This is a genomic window from Bacteroides stercorirosoris, from assembly GCF_900142015.1.
GTDB classification, from domain to species: domain Bacteria; phylum Bacteroidota; class Bacteroidia; order Bacteroidales; family Bacteroidaceae; genus Bacteroides; species Bacteroides stercorirosoris.
Genome location: NZ_FQZN01000003.1, coordinates 196531 through 215816, shown reverse-complemented (window position 1 = coordinate 215816; position 19286 = coordinate 196531). Strand labels below are relative to the sequence as shown.

General features: G+C 52.7%; 12 protein-coding genes. 8 read left to right on the top strand and 4 right to left on the bottom strand.

Going from position 1 to position 19286, the window contains the following annotated elements; all coding sequences use genetic code 11:
* The first annotated feature begins 407 nt into the window (after positions 1–407).
* The 8 genes from BUC01_RS03865 to ald all read left to right on the top strand — a co-directional run bounded on the left by BUC01_RS03865 (position 408) and on the right by ald (position 12024).
* Positions 408–1472: a fimbrillin family protein gene (locus BUC01_RS03865; RefSeq protein WP_083595431.1), complete on the top strand. Its 1065-nt coding sequence runs from the start codon at positions 408–410 to the stop codon at positions 1470–1472.
* A 41-nt stretch (positions 1473–1513) separates the two neighbouring features.
* Positions 1514–3937 carry a leucine-rich repeat protein gene (locus BUC01_RS03860; protein WP_217653888.1) on the top strand — a complete coding sequence of 808 codons (2424 nt, stop codon included), beginning with the start codon at positions 1514–1516 and terminating at the stop codon, positions 3935–3937.
* A 193-nt stretch (positions 3938–4130) separates the two neighbouring features.
* Entirely contained in the window at positions 4131–4859 is a 729-nt protein-coding gene (locus BUC01_RS03855; RefSeq protein ID WP_159106549.1) for a DUF4469 domain-containing protein, read from the top strand.
* A 371-nt stretch (positions 4860–5230) separates the two neighbouring features.
* Complete coding sequence (locus tag BUC01_RS03850) at positions 5231–7018, top strand: leucine-rich repeat domain-containing protein (RefSeq protein WP_073312761.1); 1788 nt, start codon at positions 5231–5233, stop codon at positions 7016–7018.
* A 37-nt stretch (positions 7019–7055) separates the two neighbouring features.
* Positions 7056–7751: a DUF3575 domain-containing protein gene (locus BUC01_RS03845; protein WP_073312759.1), complete on the top strand. Its 696-nt coding sequence runs from the start codon at positions 7056–7058 to the stop codon at positions 7749–7751.
* Between the two features lie 65 nt (positions 7752–7816).
* On the top strand, positions 7817–8920 hold the full coding sequence (locus BUC01_RS03840; RefSeq protein WP_073312757.1) for a hypothetical protein: 1104 nt from the start codon (positions 7817–7819) through the stop codon (positions 8918–8920).
* Between the two features lie 86 nt (positions 8921–9006).
* On the top strand, positions 9007–10722 hold the full coding sequence (locus BUC01_RS03835) for a fimbrillin family protein (RefSeq protein ID WP_073312755.1): 1716 nt from the start codon (positions 9007–9009) through the stop codon (positions 10720–10722).
* Between the two features lie 195 nt (positions 10723–10917).
* Positions 10918–12024: an alanine dehydrogenase gene (gene ald / locus BUC01_RS03830; protein WP_025835763.1), complete on the top strand. Its 1107-nt coding sequence runs from the start codon at positions 10918–10920 to the stop codon at positions 12022–12024.
* 101 nt (positions 12025–12125) lie between these two features.
* Here the strand turns inward: ald and BUC01_RS03825 are convergent, their stop codons facing one another.
* The 4 genes from BUC01_RS03825 to BUC01_RS03810 form a co-directional block, all read right to left on the bottom strand.
* Entirely contained in the window at positions 12126–12902 is a 777-nt protein-coding gene (locus BUC01_RS03825) for a LytR/AlgR family response regulator transcription factor (protein ID WP_025835765.1), read from the bottom strand.
* Positions 12899–13936 (bottom strand): sensor histidine kinase, encoded by a 1038-nt coding sequence (locus tag BUC01_RS03820; RefSeq protein WP_025835767.1) that lies wholly within the window; start codon positions 13934–13936, stop codon positions 12899–12901. The genes BUC01_RS03825 and BUC01_RS03820 overlap by 4 nt, the downstream gene beginning before the upstream one ends.
* A gap of 71 nt (positions 13937–14007) precedes the next feature.
* On the bottom strand, positions 14008–14913 hold the full coding sequence (locus BUC01_RS03815) for an efflux RND transporter periplasmic adaptor subunit (RefSeq protein ID WP_025835768.1): 906 nt from the start codon (positions 14911–14913) through the stop codon (positions 14008–14010).
* Positions 14914–14923: 10 nt separating this feature from the next.
* Complete coding sequence (locus BUC01_RS03810; RefSeq protein ID WP_073312753.1) at positions 14924–19240, bottom strand: CusA/CzcA family heavy metal efflux RND transporter; 4317 nt, start codon at positions 19238–19240, stop codon at positions 14924–14926.
* Positions 19241–19286: the final 46 nt, after the last annotated feature.

Below are 19286 nucleotides of genomic sequence, written 5' to 3'. Positions count from 1 at the left end.
AAGTTTTTTGTATTAGCTTATTCACGTACAGGTATAATTTCCTCCCAATCCTCACTTCGCACCTCGTTATTTGGAGATAAACTTCTCTAAACTGTAATCTCAAGAAGGGTTCACCACAGAGGACACAGAGGGCACAAGGGCGGTGAATTGGACAAAGAGAGGGAGTAAATCATTCATCCGCCCTCTCCATGCCCTCCGTATTCTCTGTGATTCACCAATTATTTTCCTCTCCCCTCCCCCCTCCCAGAAGCCCTTCTGAGCGGGGTGGCGACAAATTCGGACACCAAGGCGACAAATCCGGACAGGAGGTAGGGTGTATTTCTTGCCCATCTGCGCAGTTCTTATGAACTTCGCCGCATATTTCATTACTACAAGTATTCACCCTATTAATAAAAACGAGTAAAGACATGAGAACAAGAAACCTATTCATCGCACTGACGATGATGACAGCCACCGCGGCAATCACCGCATGCAGCAACGACGACAACCTGGAAACGGTAGACCTCAACAAGCCTATCGACCTCAACCTGAGCATCGGACAGCCCGGCACTAACACACGTGCCTCTGTATCTAACGGAGGAAGCGCTTCCACCTTCACGTCGGGCGACGAGATCAGCCTGACCGCCGTGACCAAAGCCAAGACGGGAGACACCCCGGTAGCCATCGACGTTGAAGGTGCCACCTACCGCAACACCCTTACCTATACTTACGACACCGGACTTCCCGCAGACGAAGCCTTCTACTGGCAGAACACCAGTGATATGCACAGCTTCTACGCCTACTACCCCGCACAGACGAACTTCCCCAAGAAAGCCGACGACGCTTCTTATACTTATACCCACAGCTTCACCCTGCCCACCACCGGCAGCAACATCGACAACTCCACCCTGGCGAAGCTGAATGAAGCCAACTTCATGTATGGCGAGAAAGACTCCAAAGCCACCAACAAGGGTATCAGCCTGGAGCTGAGCCACTGCATGAGCCAGATTACGTTCACCGTGGAAAAGGGTGCGGGATATACAGCCAGTGAAGCCATGCCCACCATCACAAAAGCCGAAATACTGAATAACAAAGGAATGTACACCACCGGAACTTTCAGCCTGAGTGCAGGAAAAGTGACCGCCACAAACGGAGTAACCGCCGGAACACAGGCCATCACCCCTTACAGACCGAAGGACAATGATAGCAAGGACACCAACACCTGGTACGCCATCGTCTTCCCGGGACAGGCGTTTGCCAACGGTAGCGCCTTCATCCGCTTCACCACCAGCGACGACACCAGCGGCAGCACCACCTATACCTACAAGCTGGAGTCAGCCCTCACCTGCACAGCCAACACCAGCTACAACTACGCGCTGAAGCTGAATCGTGGAAGCGTCACACTGAGCGGCCTCACCATTGCACAATGGACGAAAACCGACAAGAGCGGCAACGCAGGTATGGATTTCCCCGGCACCACCCCCAAACCCTAATACACTAACCCCTTCATCCCCCCCCGACCACCATTATGAGAATGACCGACAATAACTTCGGAAGCAACCTGCGCCTGGCACTGGCCATAACCGCCACAGCGGGCGTGATGATATGCCTATGGCTGTTGCTGCACAGCTGCACGCCCCAGACCCTCGACGACGACCGCCCCACGGGTACGGGCATCGCCCTGCGGCTGGGCACCGTCAGCATGGAGCGTGGCGGCAAGGCGCCGACGAGGGCATCGTCGGCCATCACCACCATGAGCGGGTGGGAGTTTGCCTCCGGAGACCTGCTGAACGTGTACGTGCAGGCCACCGGAAGCGGCACACAGGCAAGCAAGGGAGTGTACAGCCGCAACAGCACCGGCGGATGGGAGCCACAATACTCTACGAAAGCGGCCTACTGGCAGAGAAGCACCGGAAACACCGTCAGCATCCTGTGGGGACCCGAGGCGGATGGAAAGGTGTATCACCTGCCCGATTCTTACGACGCACTTCCCGGCAGCGACATGAAAGCGAAGATGTGGAACTACACGAAGTGCACCAACTTCGCCAACCTGTGGCGCTGCTGCGACCTGCTGCACTACCAAGCCGCCGACATCCCCGCCCAAAACACCGCCCTCAGTGCCGAACTGAGCCACAGCATGGCGCAGCTATGCGTGGAGCTGACGGCAGGTAAGGGCATGACGGAAGACGACGTGAAGACAGCCACCGTCAGCATACTGGGCGCATACGGCTGCTACACCACCGATGCCACCAGCCTACAGCCCGTAGCGTGCCAGGCAGAAGATGCCACCGCCACCTCCTCACCCACTACCAAGGACATCACCCTGCTGAAGAACGGCGATACCTCGCTGAAGCACTATGCCCTGCTGCTGCCGAGACAGGTATTCCCTTCTTCGGGACGGATGATAAAGATAAGCATCGGCAGCGGTATCTACTATTACACCCCGACCGGAAACGTGACCCCCACCGCCGGAAACTGCCTCAACCTGAAGTTGCAGGTGGATAAGACCGCCGTCAACGCCTTGAACGTTTCATCCACCGGATGGGACAGCGAGGTGACTACGGGAGAGCCGCCGACGACAGACGGTGAAGTGACAGTGGTTCCTTCCACCGCAGGAAGCCTGACATTGCCCACCAACCTGTCTGGGACAGATAACAAGCTGATGATAACGGGACAGATAGACGGGGAAGACCTCAAAACGCTAAGTAAAAGTATGGACAAGTTCAGCGAACTGTATATAAACGCTACGCTGAGCGGGACGACGGCATTGCCGGAGGAATTTGCTAAGAACATGGCTAATTTAAAGGTCATTACACTGCCGAAAGGGATGACGCGCATAGAAAACTATGCATTCCGAGGTTGCGCAGCCCTGACAAGCATCAGCCTGCCGGAAGGAGTGACAAGCATAGGAAACTCGGCATTCAGCGGTTGTGCAGCCCTGACAAGCATCAGCCTGCCGGAAGGGGTGACAAGCATAGGAAGCTGGGCATTCGGCTATTGCGCAGCCCTGACAAGCATCAGCCTGCCGGAAGGGGTGAAGAGCATAGGAATAGATGCATTCTACGGTTGCGCAGCCCTGACAAGCATCAGCCTGCCCAAAGAACTGACGAGCATAGGAGAACGGACATTCTGCCTTTGTGCAGCCCTGACAAGCATCAGCCTGCCCAAAGGGGTGACGAGCATAGGAAGAGAAGCATTCAGCAGTTGCGCGGCCCTGACAAGCATCAGCCTGCCGGAAAAGCTGACGAGCATAGGAAGCTCGGCATTCCACGGTTGCAAAGCCCTGACAAGCATCAGCCTGCCGGAAAAGGTGACGAAGATAGAAGAACAGACATTCGACGGTTGCGCAGCCCTAACAAGCATCAGCCTGCCGGAAGGGGTGACGAGCATAGGAAACTCGGCATTCAACGGTTGCATCGCCCTGACAAGCATCAGCCTGCCGGAAAAGCTGACGAGCATAGGAAACGCGGCATTCAACGGTTGCAAAGTCCTGACAAGCATCAGCCTGCCGGAAGGGGTGACGAGCATAGGAAACTCGGCATTCTACGGTTGCGCAGCCCTGACAAGCATCAGCCTGCCGAAAGGGGTGGCGAGCATAGGAAGCTGGACATTCAACGGTTGCACCGCCCTGACAAGCATCAGCCTGCCGGAAAAGCTGACGAGCATAGAAAACGCGGCATTCAAAAATTGCACCGCCCTTACTAAAGTCATCCTCCTCACCGGCACCACCCTGCCCACCTGTGGTAACTCCACTACTTTCAACATGCAATCCCCCTCCCCCGTCCTCTTCCTCCCCGCCATATCCGCCGAGGAATTCGCCGCCGCCACCGACAAGTACACCAAATGGGGTTCCCCCACCCCCGCCTGGTCCGCCGTCCACTACGCCTACTCCCCCGGCTCCGGCACCACCCCCGCCGACTACGCCAACCCCGACAACTACCTCGGGCACTGGCCTTAAACGCTAACTTAAAGAACCCCCAATAATAAACCCGATTATTCACCAAACCCATAAAAAAAACTAAAAGCTTATGGCAACCACCACCTTTACCAAACTCATCAGCCTCGTGGCCTACGACGCCACCCTGACCGAGCGCCCGGACGACTTCTACCTCCGCGCCAAAACCATGCCCGACACCATCGACCTCCACGCCGTGGCCCGCGAAACCGCCCTCCGCCTGGGCGGCAAGAACGAAGACGAAGTCTACACCCTGCTCAACGCCGCCGAAAGCGTGAAGTGCGATGCCCTCTCGTCCGGCTACATCGTAGCCACCCCCACCGCACTGATGCAACCCTGCGCCAGCGGCACAGTGCTGAAAGCCGACCTCTCGAAAGCCCCCGACCGCACCAAAGTGAAAGTGTACGCCACCCTCAGCATGGGCCCCGCCCTGCGCCAAAGCATGGAGGCGTGCCAATTGGAAATCTTCACCCAGCCCGCCGTCGTAGGCCCCCTGCTGAACGGAGCCGTAGCCGCCACACGCACCACTGCCGACGGCGCCACCACCCGCGTCCCCCTGCCCGGAAAGAACATCACCCTCACCGGACGGAACCTGAAACTGGCAGGCACCGACCCCGCCGTAGGCGTAACGTTCACCTCCGTAGAGACGCCCTCAAAGAAAGTGTTCGTCCCCGCCGAAGACGTCACCATCAACGAACCCAAACGCCTCATCTTCGTCCTGCCCGCCACCGTCACCGACGGACTATGGCGAGTAAGCATCTCCACACAGTACGGCAGCGGCAGTAGCCGTGTCGTGAAGAACCTGCGAACCTACGAACTGGACGAACCCATCGCTGTGGGCACAGCCGCCGAAGAAGGCGGAAGCGGTAGCGGAGGAGGACAAGGCGGAGGAGGAGGCATAATAGACCCCGATCCGCTGGGATAATTATCCGATGATTACAACGCTGCCTCTCCCTTTGCGCAGAAGGAGAGGCGGGTGATACCCTTAACCATTAGGCGGGTGACACCCCTAACCATTAGGCGGGTGACACCCCTAACCATTGGGCGGGTGACACCCCTAACCATTGGGCAGGTGACACCCCTAACCATTGGGCAGTAGATGCCTGCCCCCGTTAGCGCCTTGTTCAATCGGATTAGCTGATATAATGATGATTTTTTAGACACGGATTACACGGATTTTAGTAAACCACAACAGTGAAATCCGTGTCTGAAAAGAAAAAGCACCGAGATAAATACACATAGTTTAAACAGCCGTCCGCACGGCAATTGTCAATTGTCAATTATAAAAACAGCCTTATGAAACGAACCATCCGCTTGTCCGCCTTGTCTGCCGCCATCCTCGTGATGGCCGCCCTCGCCACCGCCTCCTGCACCGATGCCGTCGCCCCCCTGGCCGACGTGCCCTCCACCGGCGTGTCCACCGATGATGAAGAAGAAGACCTCACCGGGAAACCGATACAGATAGGCAGCGTCGTCAGTCTGGCACCCAATGACGGGGCGGAAACTCGTGCCATCTCCACAGATCCCGACTTCCCCGTAGAAGGAAGCACGATGACGGTGTGTTGCTTCGTGCCGACGGACGCTGTGTTCGGCAAAGCATATTCCCCTGCCGCCCACGCCAACTACATCTATGACGGCACTTCTGCTTCCTGGAAACCCACCAACCCCGATGCCCCCCTCTGCTGGCAAAGCGGCACACTGCGTCACTTCTTCGCCGCCGTTTCGCCCGCAGTGGATGATACGGAGGTGGATTTCGGGGCGGGGGCGAAAGCCTTAATTAGCGAATCAGGAACAGATGCCGATGGCAACTACGTTGTCAACAATATGGTGTTCGACCCTGCCTTCAGCCTGCCCGTCACCTGGACTAACGAACTATACACAGCGTGGGGGCGTGTGCGTTCTACAGGCATCCGCAGCGATTGTTATTACTACAAACCCAAAACTGATACCCAAATCAGCCTGACGCTGTGCCGCCCTCTGGTAAGCATAGACATCATCAGCGAATCCACAAAGGTGATGCTACGCAATGCACCTTCCGCCACAAACAACACCAGCATAGGAGACCTCGAAAGTTATCCCATCCTCCGCACCATGCAGATGCTACCCTCCGATGGTGGGTCGATACATCGTGCCTATACGCTGCCGTACCCCTACAGCGATACGGGAAAAACGAATATCAGCTTTACCACCGATGCCGGAGCCAGCATATCCACCGTAGAAAAGGAGAAACTGATAGCGGGAAGCAAGGTGATGATAAACGGACAAGATAATACATCGGCCGTGACGAACAGCACGGCGGGAGGACTGTCAACGGCACTCAGTGGGGCAGATCCGAATAAGAAGAAGATTGTGATTGGAGGGACGATAAATGATGCGGATATGAGTGCGCTAAAAACCTTCATCAAGAGTAATAGCATCACGGATGTAGTCATTCTGGCGGATGGGGTGACGAGCATAGGAGAAAGTGCATTTAGCGATTGTTCCTCCCTGACAAGCATCAACCTGCCGAAGGGGGTGACGAGCATAGGAGAAAGTGCATTCTACGGTTGCATCTCCCTGACAAACATCAGCCTGCCGGATGGGGTGACGAGCATAGGAGACAATGCATTCGCCCAATGCGCCCTGATAAGCATCATCCTACCGGAAAAGCTGACGAGCATAGGAATGGCTACATTCGCCAATTGTGAGGATCTAACAAGCATCAACCTACCGAAAGGGGTAACAAGCATAGAAGATGGTGCATTCTGTGGTTGCACCTCCCTGATAAGCATCAGCCTGCCGGACAAGCTAGCGAGCATAGGAATGGAAGCATTCGGCTATTGCAGCAACCTTGAAGAAATATCCCTCAGCGGCATCAACGACCAGTTTGAGCTTGCATTACCCACTTTGGGCAGCAAAGCATTCACTAGCACCAAGCTCAACACCCTCTACCTGCGTGACGTCCCCGAAGCTACCTTCAAAGCAAACCTATCCACCTACTCCACCTGGGGCAACATCAGTTGGAAGGCCATTCAGTACGACTACAACGGCACCGGTGACGACCTCGACGGGGCAAACTATGCAGGCCATTGGGTAGCCCCGTGAGCCCGATAACGAACAACAAGAACAACAAGAAACTAATATGAATATCAACCCCATGAACATCACCCACCGCACCCCCATCGCCCGCCGCGCCGCACTCCTGTTGTGCGCCGCACTGCTGGCACTGCCCTTCTACCCCCCTCTGCGGGCGCAAGAAGCCCAAGCAACGCACGAAACGCACGAGTCCCAAGCTACGCACGAAGCACGGGTAGCGCAAGCCCCCTCCGCCGCACCCCGTCCGCCCCGCCTCGCCCTCACCGCCAACCTCCTCTCCTGGGCCACCCTCGCCCCCAACCTCGGCGCCGAACTCTACCTCGCCCCCCGTTGGAGCCTTGCCGCCGACGCCTCCTTCGGCCTCTGGACATCGAGCCACCGCACCCACGCCTTCCGCTCGTGGAGCGCAGGCGGCGAACTGCGCTACTGGCTCCACAGCCCCCGCGGCACATTCCGCCGCACCCACATCGGCCTCTCCGTGCGTGGCGGCGAGTACGACGACACCTTCTTCGGCCCCGGCACCCGTGGCGAAGCCCTCATGGCAGGCATCACCCTGGGCTACCGCTTCCACCTCCCCCGCCGCTGGCAAGTGGACGCCGGAATAGGCGCCGGATTCATCCACACCCGCTACGACCGCTACCGCTGGAACTCCCGCTTCCACCGCTACGAGCACACCGGAAGCCGCACCCGAAACCTCCCCGGCATCACCGACCTGCACGTCAGCCTCGTCCGCCTCTTCTAAGGGGGACACACGCCGCGGCACCCCCATAACCCAACCCATAAGTTAAGTAAGAAAGAAGAAAGAATATGAATACCAACCCACTCCACAGCCTCGCAAGCGTCACGGCCAGCGTCACGACCAGCCTCACCGCCTGTCTCCTCGCCCTCGCCTGCCTCACCGCCTGCGACCGCAAGGAACTCTTCGAGCACCAAGAACTCTACGCCGCCACCGTCAGCATCCGTCCCGACTGGCAGTCGCAGTCCCCCACCGCCTCCGCCCTGCAAATACGCATCCGCGGCACGCACCCCGCCACCGACTTCTCACCCGCCATCAGCACCGACACTACCTTCACCCTGGCAGCGTCCGGTGCCGCAGCCGCCTCTGCCGAAGCCGCCGCCAACGCCACTGCTACTGCCGCTGCCTCCGCCGCCAATGCAGCCCTACCCGAAGCCCTCCTCACCCTGCCCGAAGCCTCCTACAGCCTCATCGCCTGGCACGAAGCCTCCGGCCTCACCTTCGACGGCACCCGCTTCCGCCTCTCCACCCTGCCCGACGGCACCCTTGCCGAACCCGCACCCCTCTGCGCCGCCGCCATCACCTTCTGCGCCATCGCCGGACAAGAAAACCGTCCGCCCCTGAAGATGCAGCCCCATACCCGTCTGCTCAAACTCACCCTCAACATCAGCCAAGGCACCCCCGAACTACTGACCGACGTCACCGCCACCCTCACCGGCTGCGCCGCCACAAGGGAGATAAGAGGAGGAGAGAAGTTGACAAGGGGAGAAGATTGTGAGTTGATGAAGGCGGAGGCTTGTGAGTTGACGAAGGCGGAAGGGGACAAGTTGACAAGGACAGCTGAAACCGGAGACGTGGGCAGCATCCGCCCCGTCTTTACCCGCAACGGCAACACCCTCTCCGCCACCCACCGCCTGCTGGGCATCGCCCCCGCCGTGCGGCAGCAACTCACCCTCACCCTGCACTACGCCGAGGGCGAACTGCAGACCCAAGTCTACGACCTCACCTCCTTCCTCTCCGGCTTCAACCGCTTCAGCCCCGACACCGCCGACGAAGTCTTTACCCTCACCGGCGACCTGCAACTGCAGCAAAGCCTCGAATCCCCCGGAATCTCCGGCACCATCACAGGATGGACCCCGGGAACGGAAACGGACTTGGAGGCGGGAAACAAATGAGTCACATCATCACCATATCACTTTATAGCATTATAACTTTATAACATTATCACCTTATCACATAACCCCATTATCCCCTTATCAATATGAAGTACCTAAGCATCCTCGCAGCCCTCGCCCTACTGGCAAGCTGCACCAACAGCGAAAACGCCCCCGGCACAGGGGACAGTGAACAACCAGTACCGGTAAGCCTCTCGGCAGGCATCGCCCCCACCCGCGTCGTCAACGACGAATGGACAGCCGGAGACGCCATCGGCCTCAGCCTCTACGCTGCAGGCACCACCGAGCCCGCCTCCCCCGCCGTGCTCAACTACCGCTACCTCGCCACCACCACCGGCGCCACCACCGGCTTCAGCCCCGCCACCACCCAGCAAACCGCCTACTATCCCACCACCGGCGCCCAAGTAGACCTGCTGGCCTATTACCCCTACGCCGCCACCCTCAACCCCGACGGCATCCTGCCCCTCGACGTCAGCCGCCAGCAAAGTCTCCCCGCCATCGACCTGATGAGCGCCACCGCCACCGCCGATAAAGACCATCCCAACGTGGCCCTCCGCTTCAGCCACCGCCTGACACGGCTCGTGTTCTCCATCAGCGGAAAAGGAAGCGTCAGCACCGCCAGCCTCGTAGGCGCCACCCTCACCATCCGGGGCATGGACACCCGCGCTGACTACAACCTGCACACAGATACTTACACCACCGCCGATGCCGCTACTGCTGCTGCCGGTAATACTTCTTCTACTACCGCTGCTTCCGGTGACAATAACACCTCCCCGCAAGATATCTCCGTCCCCCTCAACGCCTCCGGCACGCAAGGCACCGCCATCGTGTTGCCCCGCTCCGCCGCCGCAGGCGCAGGCGTCAGCTTCATCATCACCCTGACCGACGGAAGCCACTTCACCGCCCACCTCAGCGACACCCACGAACTGAAAGCCGGAACAAGCAACCTCTTCCGCATCACCCTCAGTCCCGAAGGCATCAGCATCACCGCCACCATCAACCCCTGGGAAGACGCCCCCGAAACCGACCTCTCCACCTCCCCGGTGACGATAGCCGCAGCCACCACTTCCTCCGACAGCAATAGCGGAGACGGCGGCGGCAGTGGAAACGGTGACGGCAGCGGCGACGGCAGCGAAACCTCCTTCTCCCCCGGCAGTCAATTCACCCTCTGGGCAGGCTCACCCACCGGCACCGGCACCCTCTTCACCCTCGGCACCGACGGCCAGTGGAGCACCGCATCTCCCCTCTACTGGGATGCCTACCCCGCCGCCTCCACCACCTTCCACGCCCTCCACCTGCCCGCCGACACGCCCGCAGGCAACCAGATGCCCGACGTGATGGCCGCCACCGCCCCCACCGAACGCTTCGCCCCCGTCACCCTCGCCTTCGCCCACCTCACCGCCCAACTCAACGTCACCCTGAAACCCGGCGCAGGCATCACCTCCGAAGCCCTGCAAACCGCCACCGTAACCGTGCCCCAAGCTATCACCGCCTACGAACTGAAAGGCATCACCCTCACCCCCGGCACCACCCGCGCCGACGTCACCCTCAGCGGCACCCGCGACCGCCGCCACGCCCTGCTTCTCCCGCAAACCATAACCGCCGGCCAACCCCTACTCCGCCTCACCATCGGCGGACAGACCTACCGCCTCGACGCCACCGCCCGCAACGGCGCATTCGAAGCCGGCAAAAGCTACACCCTCAACGTCACCGTGAGCAATGCCGAAATCACCGCCACCGTCAGCATCAACCCCTGGCTGACAGGAGGCGACAGCGAAGGAGACGCCGGGATGGAAATCTGAGAGAAAGGAAGGGAAAGTATAGGACTTGCATAAAAATACTGTTGTAAAACACTCCGCCCGCATGAACATCGGAACCGGGAAATCGTTATCTTGCGACGTCTTTCGAGGGTATGCCGACAACCATCCGCCTACATACAGGCAGTACTTCCGGCAGCCCCTCTATGTTTAACCCCCCAAATTAAAACTGTTAAGGTTATGATTATCGGAGTACCTAAAGAAATCAAGAACAACGAAAACCGTGTAGGAATGACCCCTGCCGGAGTAGCCGAGTTGGTGAAACAAGGTCATACAGTGTATGTACAGGCATCTGCCGGTGCAAACAGCGGTTTCGCGGATGAAGAGTACACTGCAGTGGGTGCGAAAATGCTGCCAACCATCGAAGCGACCTATGCCGCGGCGGAAATGATTGTGAAGGTGAAAGAACCTATCGCCCCCGAGTACAAACTGATTAAAAAGGGTCAGGTGGTATTTACCTATTTCCACTTCGCTGCCGATAAAATATTGACCGAAGCCATGATAGAAAGCGGCGGTATCTGCATCGCCTACGAAACCGTGGAGAAGGAAGACCGCTCTCTGCCCTTGCTCACCCCTATGAGCGAAGTGGCGGGACGCATGGCTACCCAGGTAGGCGCCCGCTTCCTCGAAAAGCCCCAAGGCGGAAAAGGAAAACTGATGGGTGGCGTGACAGGTGTACGCCCCGCACGGGTGCTTGTTCTGGGTGGTGGCATCGTAGGAACCAACGCCGCACAGATAGCCGCCGGCATGGGTGCCGAAGTCCTGATTACGGACATCAACCTCTCCCGCCTCCGCTACCTCAGCGAAGTGATGCCGAAGAACGTGAAGACGCTCTATTCCTCCCTGCACAACATCAAGATGGAGCTTCCCAACATAGACCTCGTGATAGGTTCCGTCCTCATCCCGGGCGATAAAGCCCCGCACCTCATCACCAAAGAGATGCTGAAAATGATGAAACCCGGAACAGTCCTCGTAGACGTCGCCATCGACCAGGGCGGCTGCTTTGAAACCTCCCACCCTACCACGCACAGCAAACCGACGTATGTAGTGGACGGCATCGTTCATTATGCCGTTGCCAATATTCCAGGTGCCGTACCCTTCACCTCCACCATGGCACTGACAAACGCCACGCTGCCCTACACCGTAGCACTGGCCAACAAAGGCTGGCGGAAAGCGTGCAAGGACGATCCCGCACTGGCCCTGGGGCTGAACGTGGTAGAAGGACAGGTGACGTATAAAGCGGTGGCTGATGTATTCGGGCTGAAGTATGAGCCGATAGAGTTGTAATAGTTACGAGCTACAAGCTACGAGTGGCTGCGCTATCACGCTGCAAAGTACTTGTAGCTTGTAGCTCGTAACTCGTAGCCCATGAATTCTTCACGACACGCTCAATGTGTCTTGGAAAACCAATCCTTAAACTCCTGCACACGTGCCTTGCTTACCAGCACTTTCTCATCCGATACCTTACAACGAAGATTAATAGACAGACGGTTGTTGAACCATAAATCAATATCCTTGATAGCCTCACGGGAAATCAGAAATTGCCGGTTGACACGGAAGAACAGGGATGGATCGATACACTCTGTTATTTCATCCAGCGTTTGTGGAAATGTATATTCCTTACCATCGGCAAGAACAACCTTCACTTTACAGTCCTGAATATAAAACAGCAGAATCATATCCACCGAAACCGGTAGCAACTTGTCACCCTTCACCGGAATGAGAAAATGCGTTTTATAACTTTCCCGCTTTTTCAGCGAATGAATTAATTGCAACAAAGCATTGTCAGGGGATTTCCCTTGTTCCGAACCATGCAACTGCTCCAACTTATGGAAAGCTTTCTCAATATCACTCTTGCCAATAGGCTTCAACAAATAATCCACACTGTTCACTTTGAACGCACGAAGAGCATATTCATCATAGGCCGTAGTGAAAACAATAGGGCAGGTAATATCTACATGATCGAAGATTTCAAAGGCTGATCCGTCAGCTAAATGAATATCCATAAAGATCATGTCCGGCATAGAATATATGGCAAACCAATCCAATACAGCCGCAATACTGTCCAAAGTAGCCTCTATTTCCACTTCCGGCTTCACTTCCTGTAACAAAGCTTTCAGGTTGCGGACTGCCGCTTTCTCATCTTCTATAATAATTACTTTCATGAAACACTCGGTATTAAAGGAATACGTATGGTAAACTGCTCGTTCTCGCTGATTTGTATCTCCCGCTTGTAAAGCAAATGATAGCGTTTTGCAAGATTTGCCAGTCCTATACCAGTTCCGGTAGTAGCAGTCAGTTTAGGCTGCACCGGATTGGTAACGATTAATTCTTCCCCTTCGGTATAAATACGGATATTCAATGGATGCCTGTCGCTTATTTCATTATGTTTCACTGCATTCTCTATCAGCATCTGGACTGCCATAGGAGGCAAATAATAATTGGCATATTTATTATCAATACAAATATCAAAAGAGAGATTATCTTCAAAGCGCATCTTCAACAAAAAGATGTAGGCTGACACAAATTCTATTTCATCCTTCACACATACACTTTTCGAATCATTTCCCTGCAAGGTGTAGCGCAAGACACGGGAAAGTTCCTGAATGTATTCCTGTGCTTTATCCTGGTCTTCGCGTACCAGTGACCGGAGAGTATTCAGAGAGTTAAAAAGCATGTGCGGATTCAATTGATTCTTCAAAGCCTCATACTGGTTTAGGATGTTCTCGGCCTGCAACTGCTGATTTTCTATAACGACTTCCTGCTGGCGCCGGATAAGGTAGGATATATAACAACTTCCCGATACGGTACAGGTTATTATAAAATCACGCAGAGGATGCAGATAATGATGTACCATGGCATCAATGGCCGGAATATCGAAAGTGTGATGCAGGAATACAAAACATTTCCCTAACAAACTGCTTAAAATCCAAGTCAGTATCAATGACAATATCATCTTCTGCCAGGTAATTTTTACAGCCGGCTGGTTAAAGTGGAACAGCAAAATGTTCACCTCAAACAGAATCACAAGAGAGATGAAAGTGAAAAACACTTCACTTGCCACATCAGCAGGCCTCATGCCCGGAAACAGTGTCTGGCTCTCGAAGACATCAAAGAGAGAAACCAATTCCGGAAAATGAATCAATGTTGCCACGGAAATGGAAACGATGAGTATGAACAGAGTATACCGATTTTTCATGCTTGCAGTATTTTACATACAAAGATACATTTTATTCCATCACATCCTTATTTTTTCAAAGATAAGGAACCTTATTGTTCAGCCGAAGCCTGCTCTTTCATAATCCTTGCTGTGACATACATACCAGGACGGAATTGATTGTCCACAGTATCTACCCTGGCATAGACTTCAACAGAGCGTGTATCTTCATCCACTTTCTGCCCGATAGATATCAAAGTAGCCTTAAATACTGTTTTTCCCATTCCGTTTACACGAAATTGTACCGGATTTCCCACTTTCATATCTGCCAGATCCTTTTCATAGGTTGTCAATCTGAGTAAAGTCCGACTTTTATCTACTATTTCACAAAGGACATCTCCTACATTCATATATTTACCGACATTCATTTTCACATCTGCCACATAGCCATTGATCGGAGCTTTAATCTGCAAAAAAGGTTGAATACCCTCCTTCAGCAAGACTTCAGGTTCCACTTCCAGTAATTTCAACTGTGCAGCCGCCGCCTCCACACGGCTTTTCATTGAAAGGTAATCTGCCTTGCTTTGCTGAAGTTTCTTTTGGGAGGCTGCTTGTTCGGCAGAAAGAGCTTGCTGGCGAAGGTATTCCGCTTCCAGAAATTCAGTCTGTGCATGACTGTCCAGATATGTCTGTTGTAAAGTTATAAAGTCGGGATTTTCCAGAGTAGCCAATACACTCCCTTGCCGTACAGGTTCACCGGGCAACAAAGAAGTACTTTTAATAACCCCACCCATCGTAAGCGAAACCGTCGCCATCCGTTGTGGAGGAATAACCATTGTACCGTTAAATGATACCTGATTGGGTTTAGAAGTAGCTGAAGTGATAGCATCTACCTGAATGCTATCTGTCACGTTTTCTGCTACGGCAACAGCAGTAGCCTCTTCTGCCGGTTGTACTTCTTTGTTCTCGCCGCATGCTGTCAGCACCAGCAGAATTAAGGGGAAAGTTATCTTTTTCATCGTCATCATTCTATTTAAAAAGTTCGTATTCAAGGGCTGCTATATTGTATTGATATACCGTTTCGAGGTATCCGCGACGAATGTCACGCGCCACATTAACGGCTTGTATAAATTCAGTTATATTAGTTTCGCTATGTTGCAACTGCAGGTTAGCCACCTTCAACAGTTCATCCGCTTCTTTCAATGCCGATGTTGTATAATAGCGCAGACTTTCAGACTGGCGGCGCAAACTGGCAACAGCTTCCGAAACTTTGTTATATAGATTCTGTGTATTAGCCTCAGCTTCAGTTCTTGCTATGACGGCAGCCACTTTCGCTTGCTTTATCTTGCTATGCCGCGGCAAGAAATAAACCGGAAAGGAAACTCCAACCATCCACGAATTCAATCCTTTCAGTGGAAGTATATCCTGACGTACGTAACCGAAGGAAAGTTCAGGGAAAAATCGGCTTCGCTCCACATTCAATTGTGCTTTAGCCTCATTAGCCTGACTCTGAAAATAATTCAGATGGACTTCCGAAAAAGACGGCACCTGATAATCTACCGGAAATAGTACCAATGCCGTATCTGCCGGAATCAATGGCCGGTCTGCATAACAGACCCAATTCAGGCGTGACAAAGCCAATTTTTCCTCTTCTTGTGCCTGAAAAAGGCGATTCTTCATATCCACAGCCATACTGGTGGTCATGTTTTTCTCCAGCAAAGTTATTTCTCCCTGCTGATAACGCAACTCACCCATACGCTGTAATTGCCCGGCCAATTTGTTCTGGTCACTGTATAAGGCACGAAGATTGCAAGCATACAGATAATATGCCCATGCACGCTTCACTTCCGCCACCACCTCTTTTTCAACAATCTTCCGGTAGAAAGTCCCCGTTTCAACCTGCCTGTTCACCAAGGCATTCTTATAAAAAGGAGTCAACAGAGAGCCTAAGCCTTGGGTTACTTCCCACTGCTTGTCTTTTCTAAGTTCACCATTCAGTTGTCCCCATGAATAGTTCATCTCGGTAGGAGACAATTCCAAAACTTCTCCCCTGCCCGCCTTTACCTGGCGGATTGCCGCAGAAGCTATTTTCAACCGGGGATGGTTCTGCTTTGCCAGTTCTATAGCCTGCTCCATCGTCACTTTCTCCTGAGCTTTCGCCGTAAAGGGCAACATAACAGCCAACAATAGAAAGAAGAACAAGAACTTTTTGGCAGAGAAATGACGTTTCCATACCACTGTATAGCTTACAATCTGATAGAAAACAGGAATAATAAGCAGTGTCAATACAGTAGATACAATCAGCCCGCCAATAACTACAGTAGCCAACGGACGCTGCACTTCGGCGCCGGCCGAGGTGGCAATGGCCATAGGAACAAATCCCAAGGAAGCAACCAGTCCTGTCAAGAAAACAGGCCGCAACAGATGAGCGGTTCCACGGGCAATCACCCGTCTGGTAGAAAGAGCATACATAGTTTCTTTTCTTATATCATTAAAGTGATTAATCATTAAAATACCATTGAGAACCGCTACACCAAAGAGGGCAATGAAGCCTACTCCCGCCGAAATGCTGAATGGAAGACCGCGTAGCCATAGTGCCAGAATACCGCCAATCAATGAAAGAGGCACGGTAGAGAACACCACCAATGTATAAGTAACATTCTTGAAAGCGAAAAACAATAGTAACAGAATCAGCATCAAAGCTACCGGTACAACAACCAGCAAAGTGTTGATGGCATTCTGCAAATTCTCAAATTGTCCGCCATATTCGAAATAATATCCGGGCTTTAATTGAATATTCTTGTCCAGCGTCTTCTGTATATCCTGCACCACCTGCTGAATATCCGCTCCACGCACATTGACCCCGATTACAATACGACGTTTGGTTGCATCCCGGTTAATCTGTAACGGACCATTCACCAAATCAATAGTAGCTACCTCACTGACCGGTATCTGAATGCCTTCATTGGAACGGACAAAGAGTTTATCCAGATTCAAATCAGCCACTTTATCCTGATCCAAACGAACCACCAAGTCAAAGCGACGCTCATTTTCAAAGACTACTCCACTTGCCTCTCCGGCATAGGCTGTACGAATAATAGTATTCAATTCTTCTATATTGATACCATAGCGGGCAATCTTTCCACGATTATACTTTACTACCAACTGAGGTAACCCCATTGTCTGTTCTACAATCACATCCGATGCCCCAGGTACCTTTTCTACAAAAGCAGCAGCTTCTTTTGCCTTCTGATAGAGTTCATGTGTATCTTCTCCATAAAGTTTAACAGCAATATCTGCTTTGGCTCCTGTCATCAACTCATTAAAACGAAGTTGAATAGGTTGGGAGAAATTAAACTCTGCACGGTTAGCTAACGGTTCAAGAGCCTCTTTCATCTTCTCTACCATTTCGGCACGACTGACAGCACTGGTCCACTCCTTAAAAGGCTTCATGACAATCATTACGTCGGCATCTTCCACTGCCATCGGGTCTGTCGGAACTTCCGCCGTACCTATTTTGGCTACCACATGTTTTATTTCCGGGAGTTTATCCATCAGGAGTTTCTCCGCTTCATTGGATACTTCGATGCTTTCGCTCAACGAACTGCCGGCCGGAAGCGTCATCTGCATGGCAAAATCCCCTTCATCCAACGTAGGAATAAACTCCGCTCCCAGACGGGTGAAAAGAAAGAGAGAAATAACCAGAGCCACAAACGCAGTTGCAACAGTTTGCCACTTAAAGCGCAAGCAAAATGACAAGGCACGGGCATAGAGTTTATTCAGTGCTTCAAAGAATTTATCAGCAAAAGTCGGTTTTGTCACAATATGATGTTTCAGGAACAGGGAAGCCATCATCGGAACGTAAGTCAAAGATAAGAACAGAGCGCCGATAATGCAAAATACCAGGGTTTTAGCCATCGGCGTGAAATACTTCCCTTCTATTCCTGTCAACGTCAGTATAGGGAAAAAGACGATCAGAATGATGAATACAGCAAATGTCGCAGACCGTACCACACTCGAAGCTCCTTTCTCTACTTCCGCATCCATTTCTTTTGCCGATAAAGTACGTCCTTTAAACTTCTTACTGTAAATATGCGCCAATATACCTTCCAATATAACAATGGAGCCATCGACAACAATACCGAAATCTATCGCCCCCAAGCTCATAAGGTTGGCAGAAACATTAAAGATACGCATCAGAATGAATGCAAATAACATTGCTAATGGAATGACGGAAGCCACAATCAGTCCGGCACGTACATTGCCCAGAAAAACAATCAATACCAGAAATACGATGATCGCGCCTTCTATCAGATTGTAGATAACAGTAGAAATGTTGCGGTTCACTAATTCAGAGCGGTTCAGATAAGGCTCGATAGTAACACCTTCCGGCAATATCTTCTGTATCTTTTCCACCCTTTTCTCCAGTTCTCCGGTTACGACATTGGCATTGGCTCCTTTCAGCATCATGGCAATGCCACCCACACATTCGCCCTTGCCGTCCATTGTCATGGCTCCGAAACGTTTGGGTGCTCCGAAGCGTACCGTACCGATGTCACTGATACGGATAGGAATACCATTGCGATTAGCTACTACTATCTGTTCCACATCTTTAATGCGGCTTATCATTCCTTCGGAACGAATATAATAAGCACGATTTACTTTCTCGATATAGCTGCCACCCGTATTCTGATTATTCTTATTTAAAGCTTCGAACACCTCTCCGATGGTGATATTGAGAGAGAAAAGTACATCCGGATCAACCGCTACTTCATATTGTTTCAGATAGCCTCCGAAACTGTTTATCTCAACAATTCCTGGAATACCTGACAATTGCCGTTTCACAATCCAATCCTGAATGGTACGGAGCTCCATAGCATCATATTTATCTTCATAATCCGGCTCCACTTTCAATACATATTGGTATATCTCACCCAGCCCGGTGGTGATAGGCATCATTTCGGGCATACCCAACTCGGAAGGAATCTCACCAGCCACACTCTGTATTTGCTCGTTCACCAGCTGGCGGGCATCCAGAGTAGGTACACTCTCTTTAAAGACTACCGTCACCACCGACAGCCCGAAACGGGAGACGGAACGGATTTCAGTGACATTCATGATATTGCTCATGGCGATTTCCACGGGCATTGTGATAAGTTGCTCCACCTCTTGTGGAGCCAAAGTTGGTGACACGGTTACAATCTGTACCTGATTATTTGTAATATCCGGAACAGCATCTATAGGAAGTGTCAACATGGAATAAATTCCACCAATCAAAAGAAACAAAGTGGTAAGCCCCACAAAAAGCTTCTTCTTTACTGAGAATCGAAGGATAGCGTCGAACATGTTTTATACTTTTGGTTTTTGCACAAAAGTAAACTATCCGAATTAT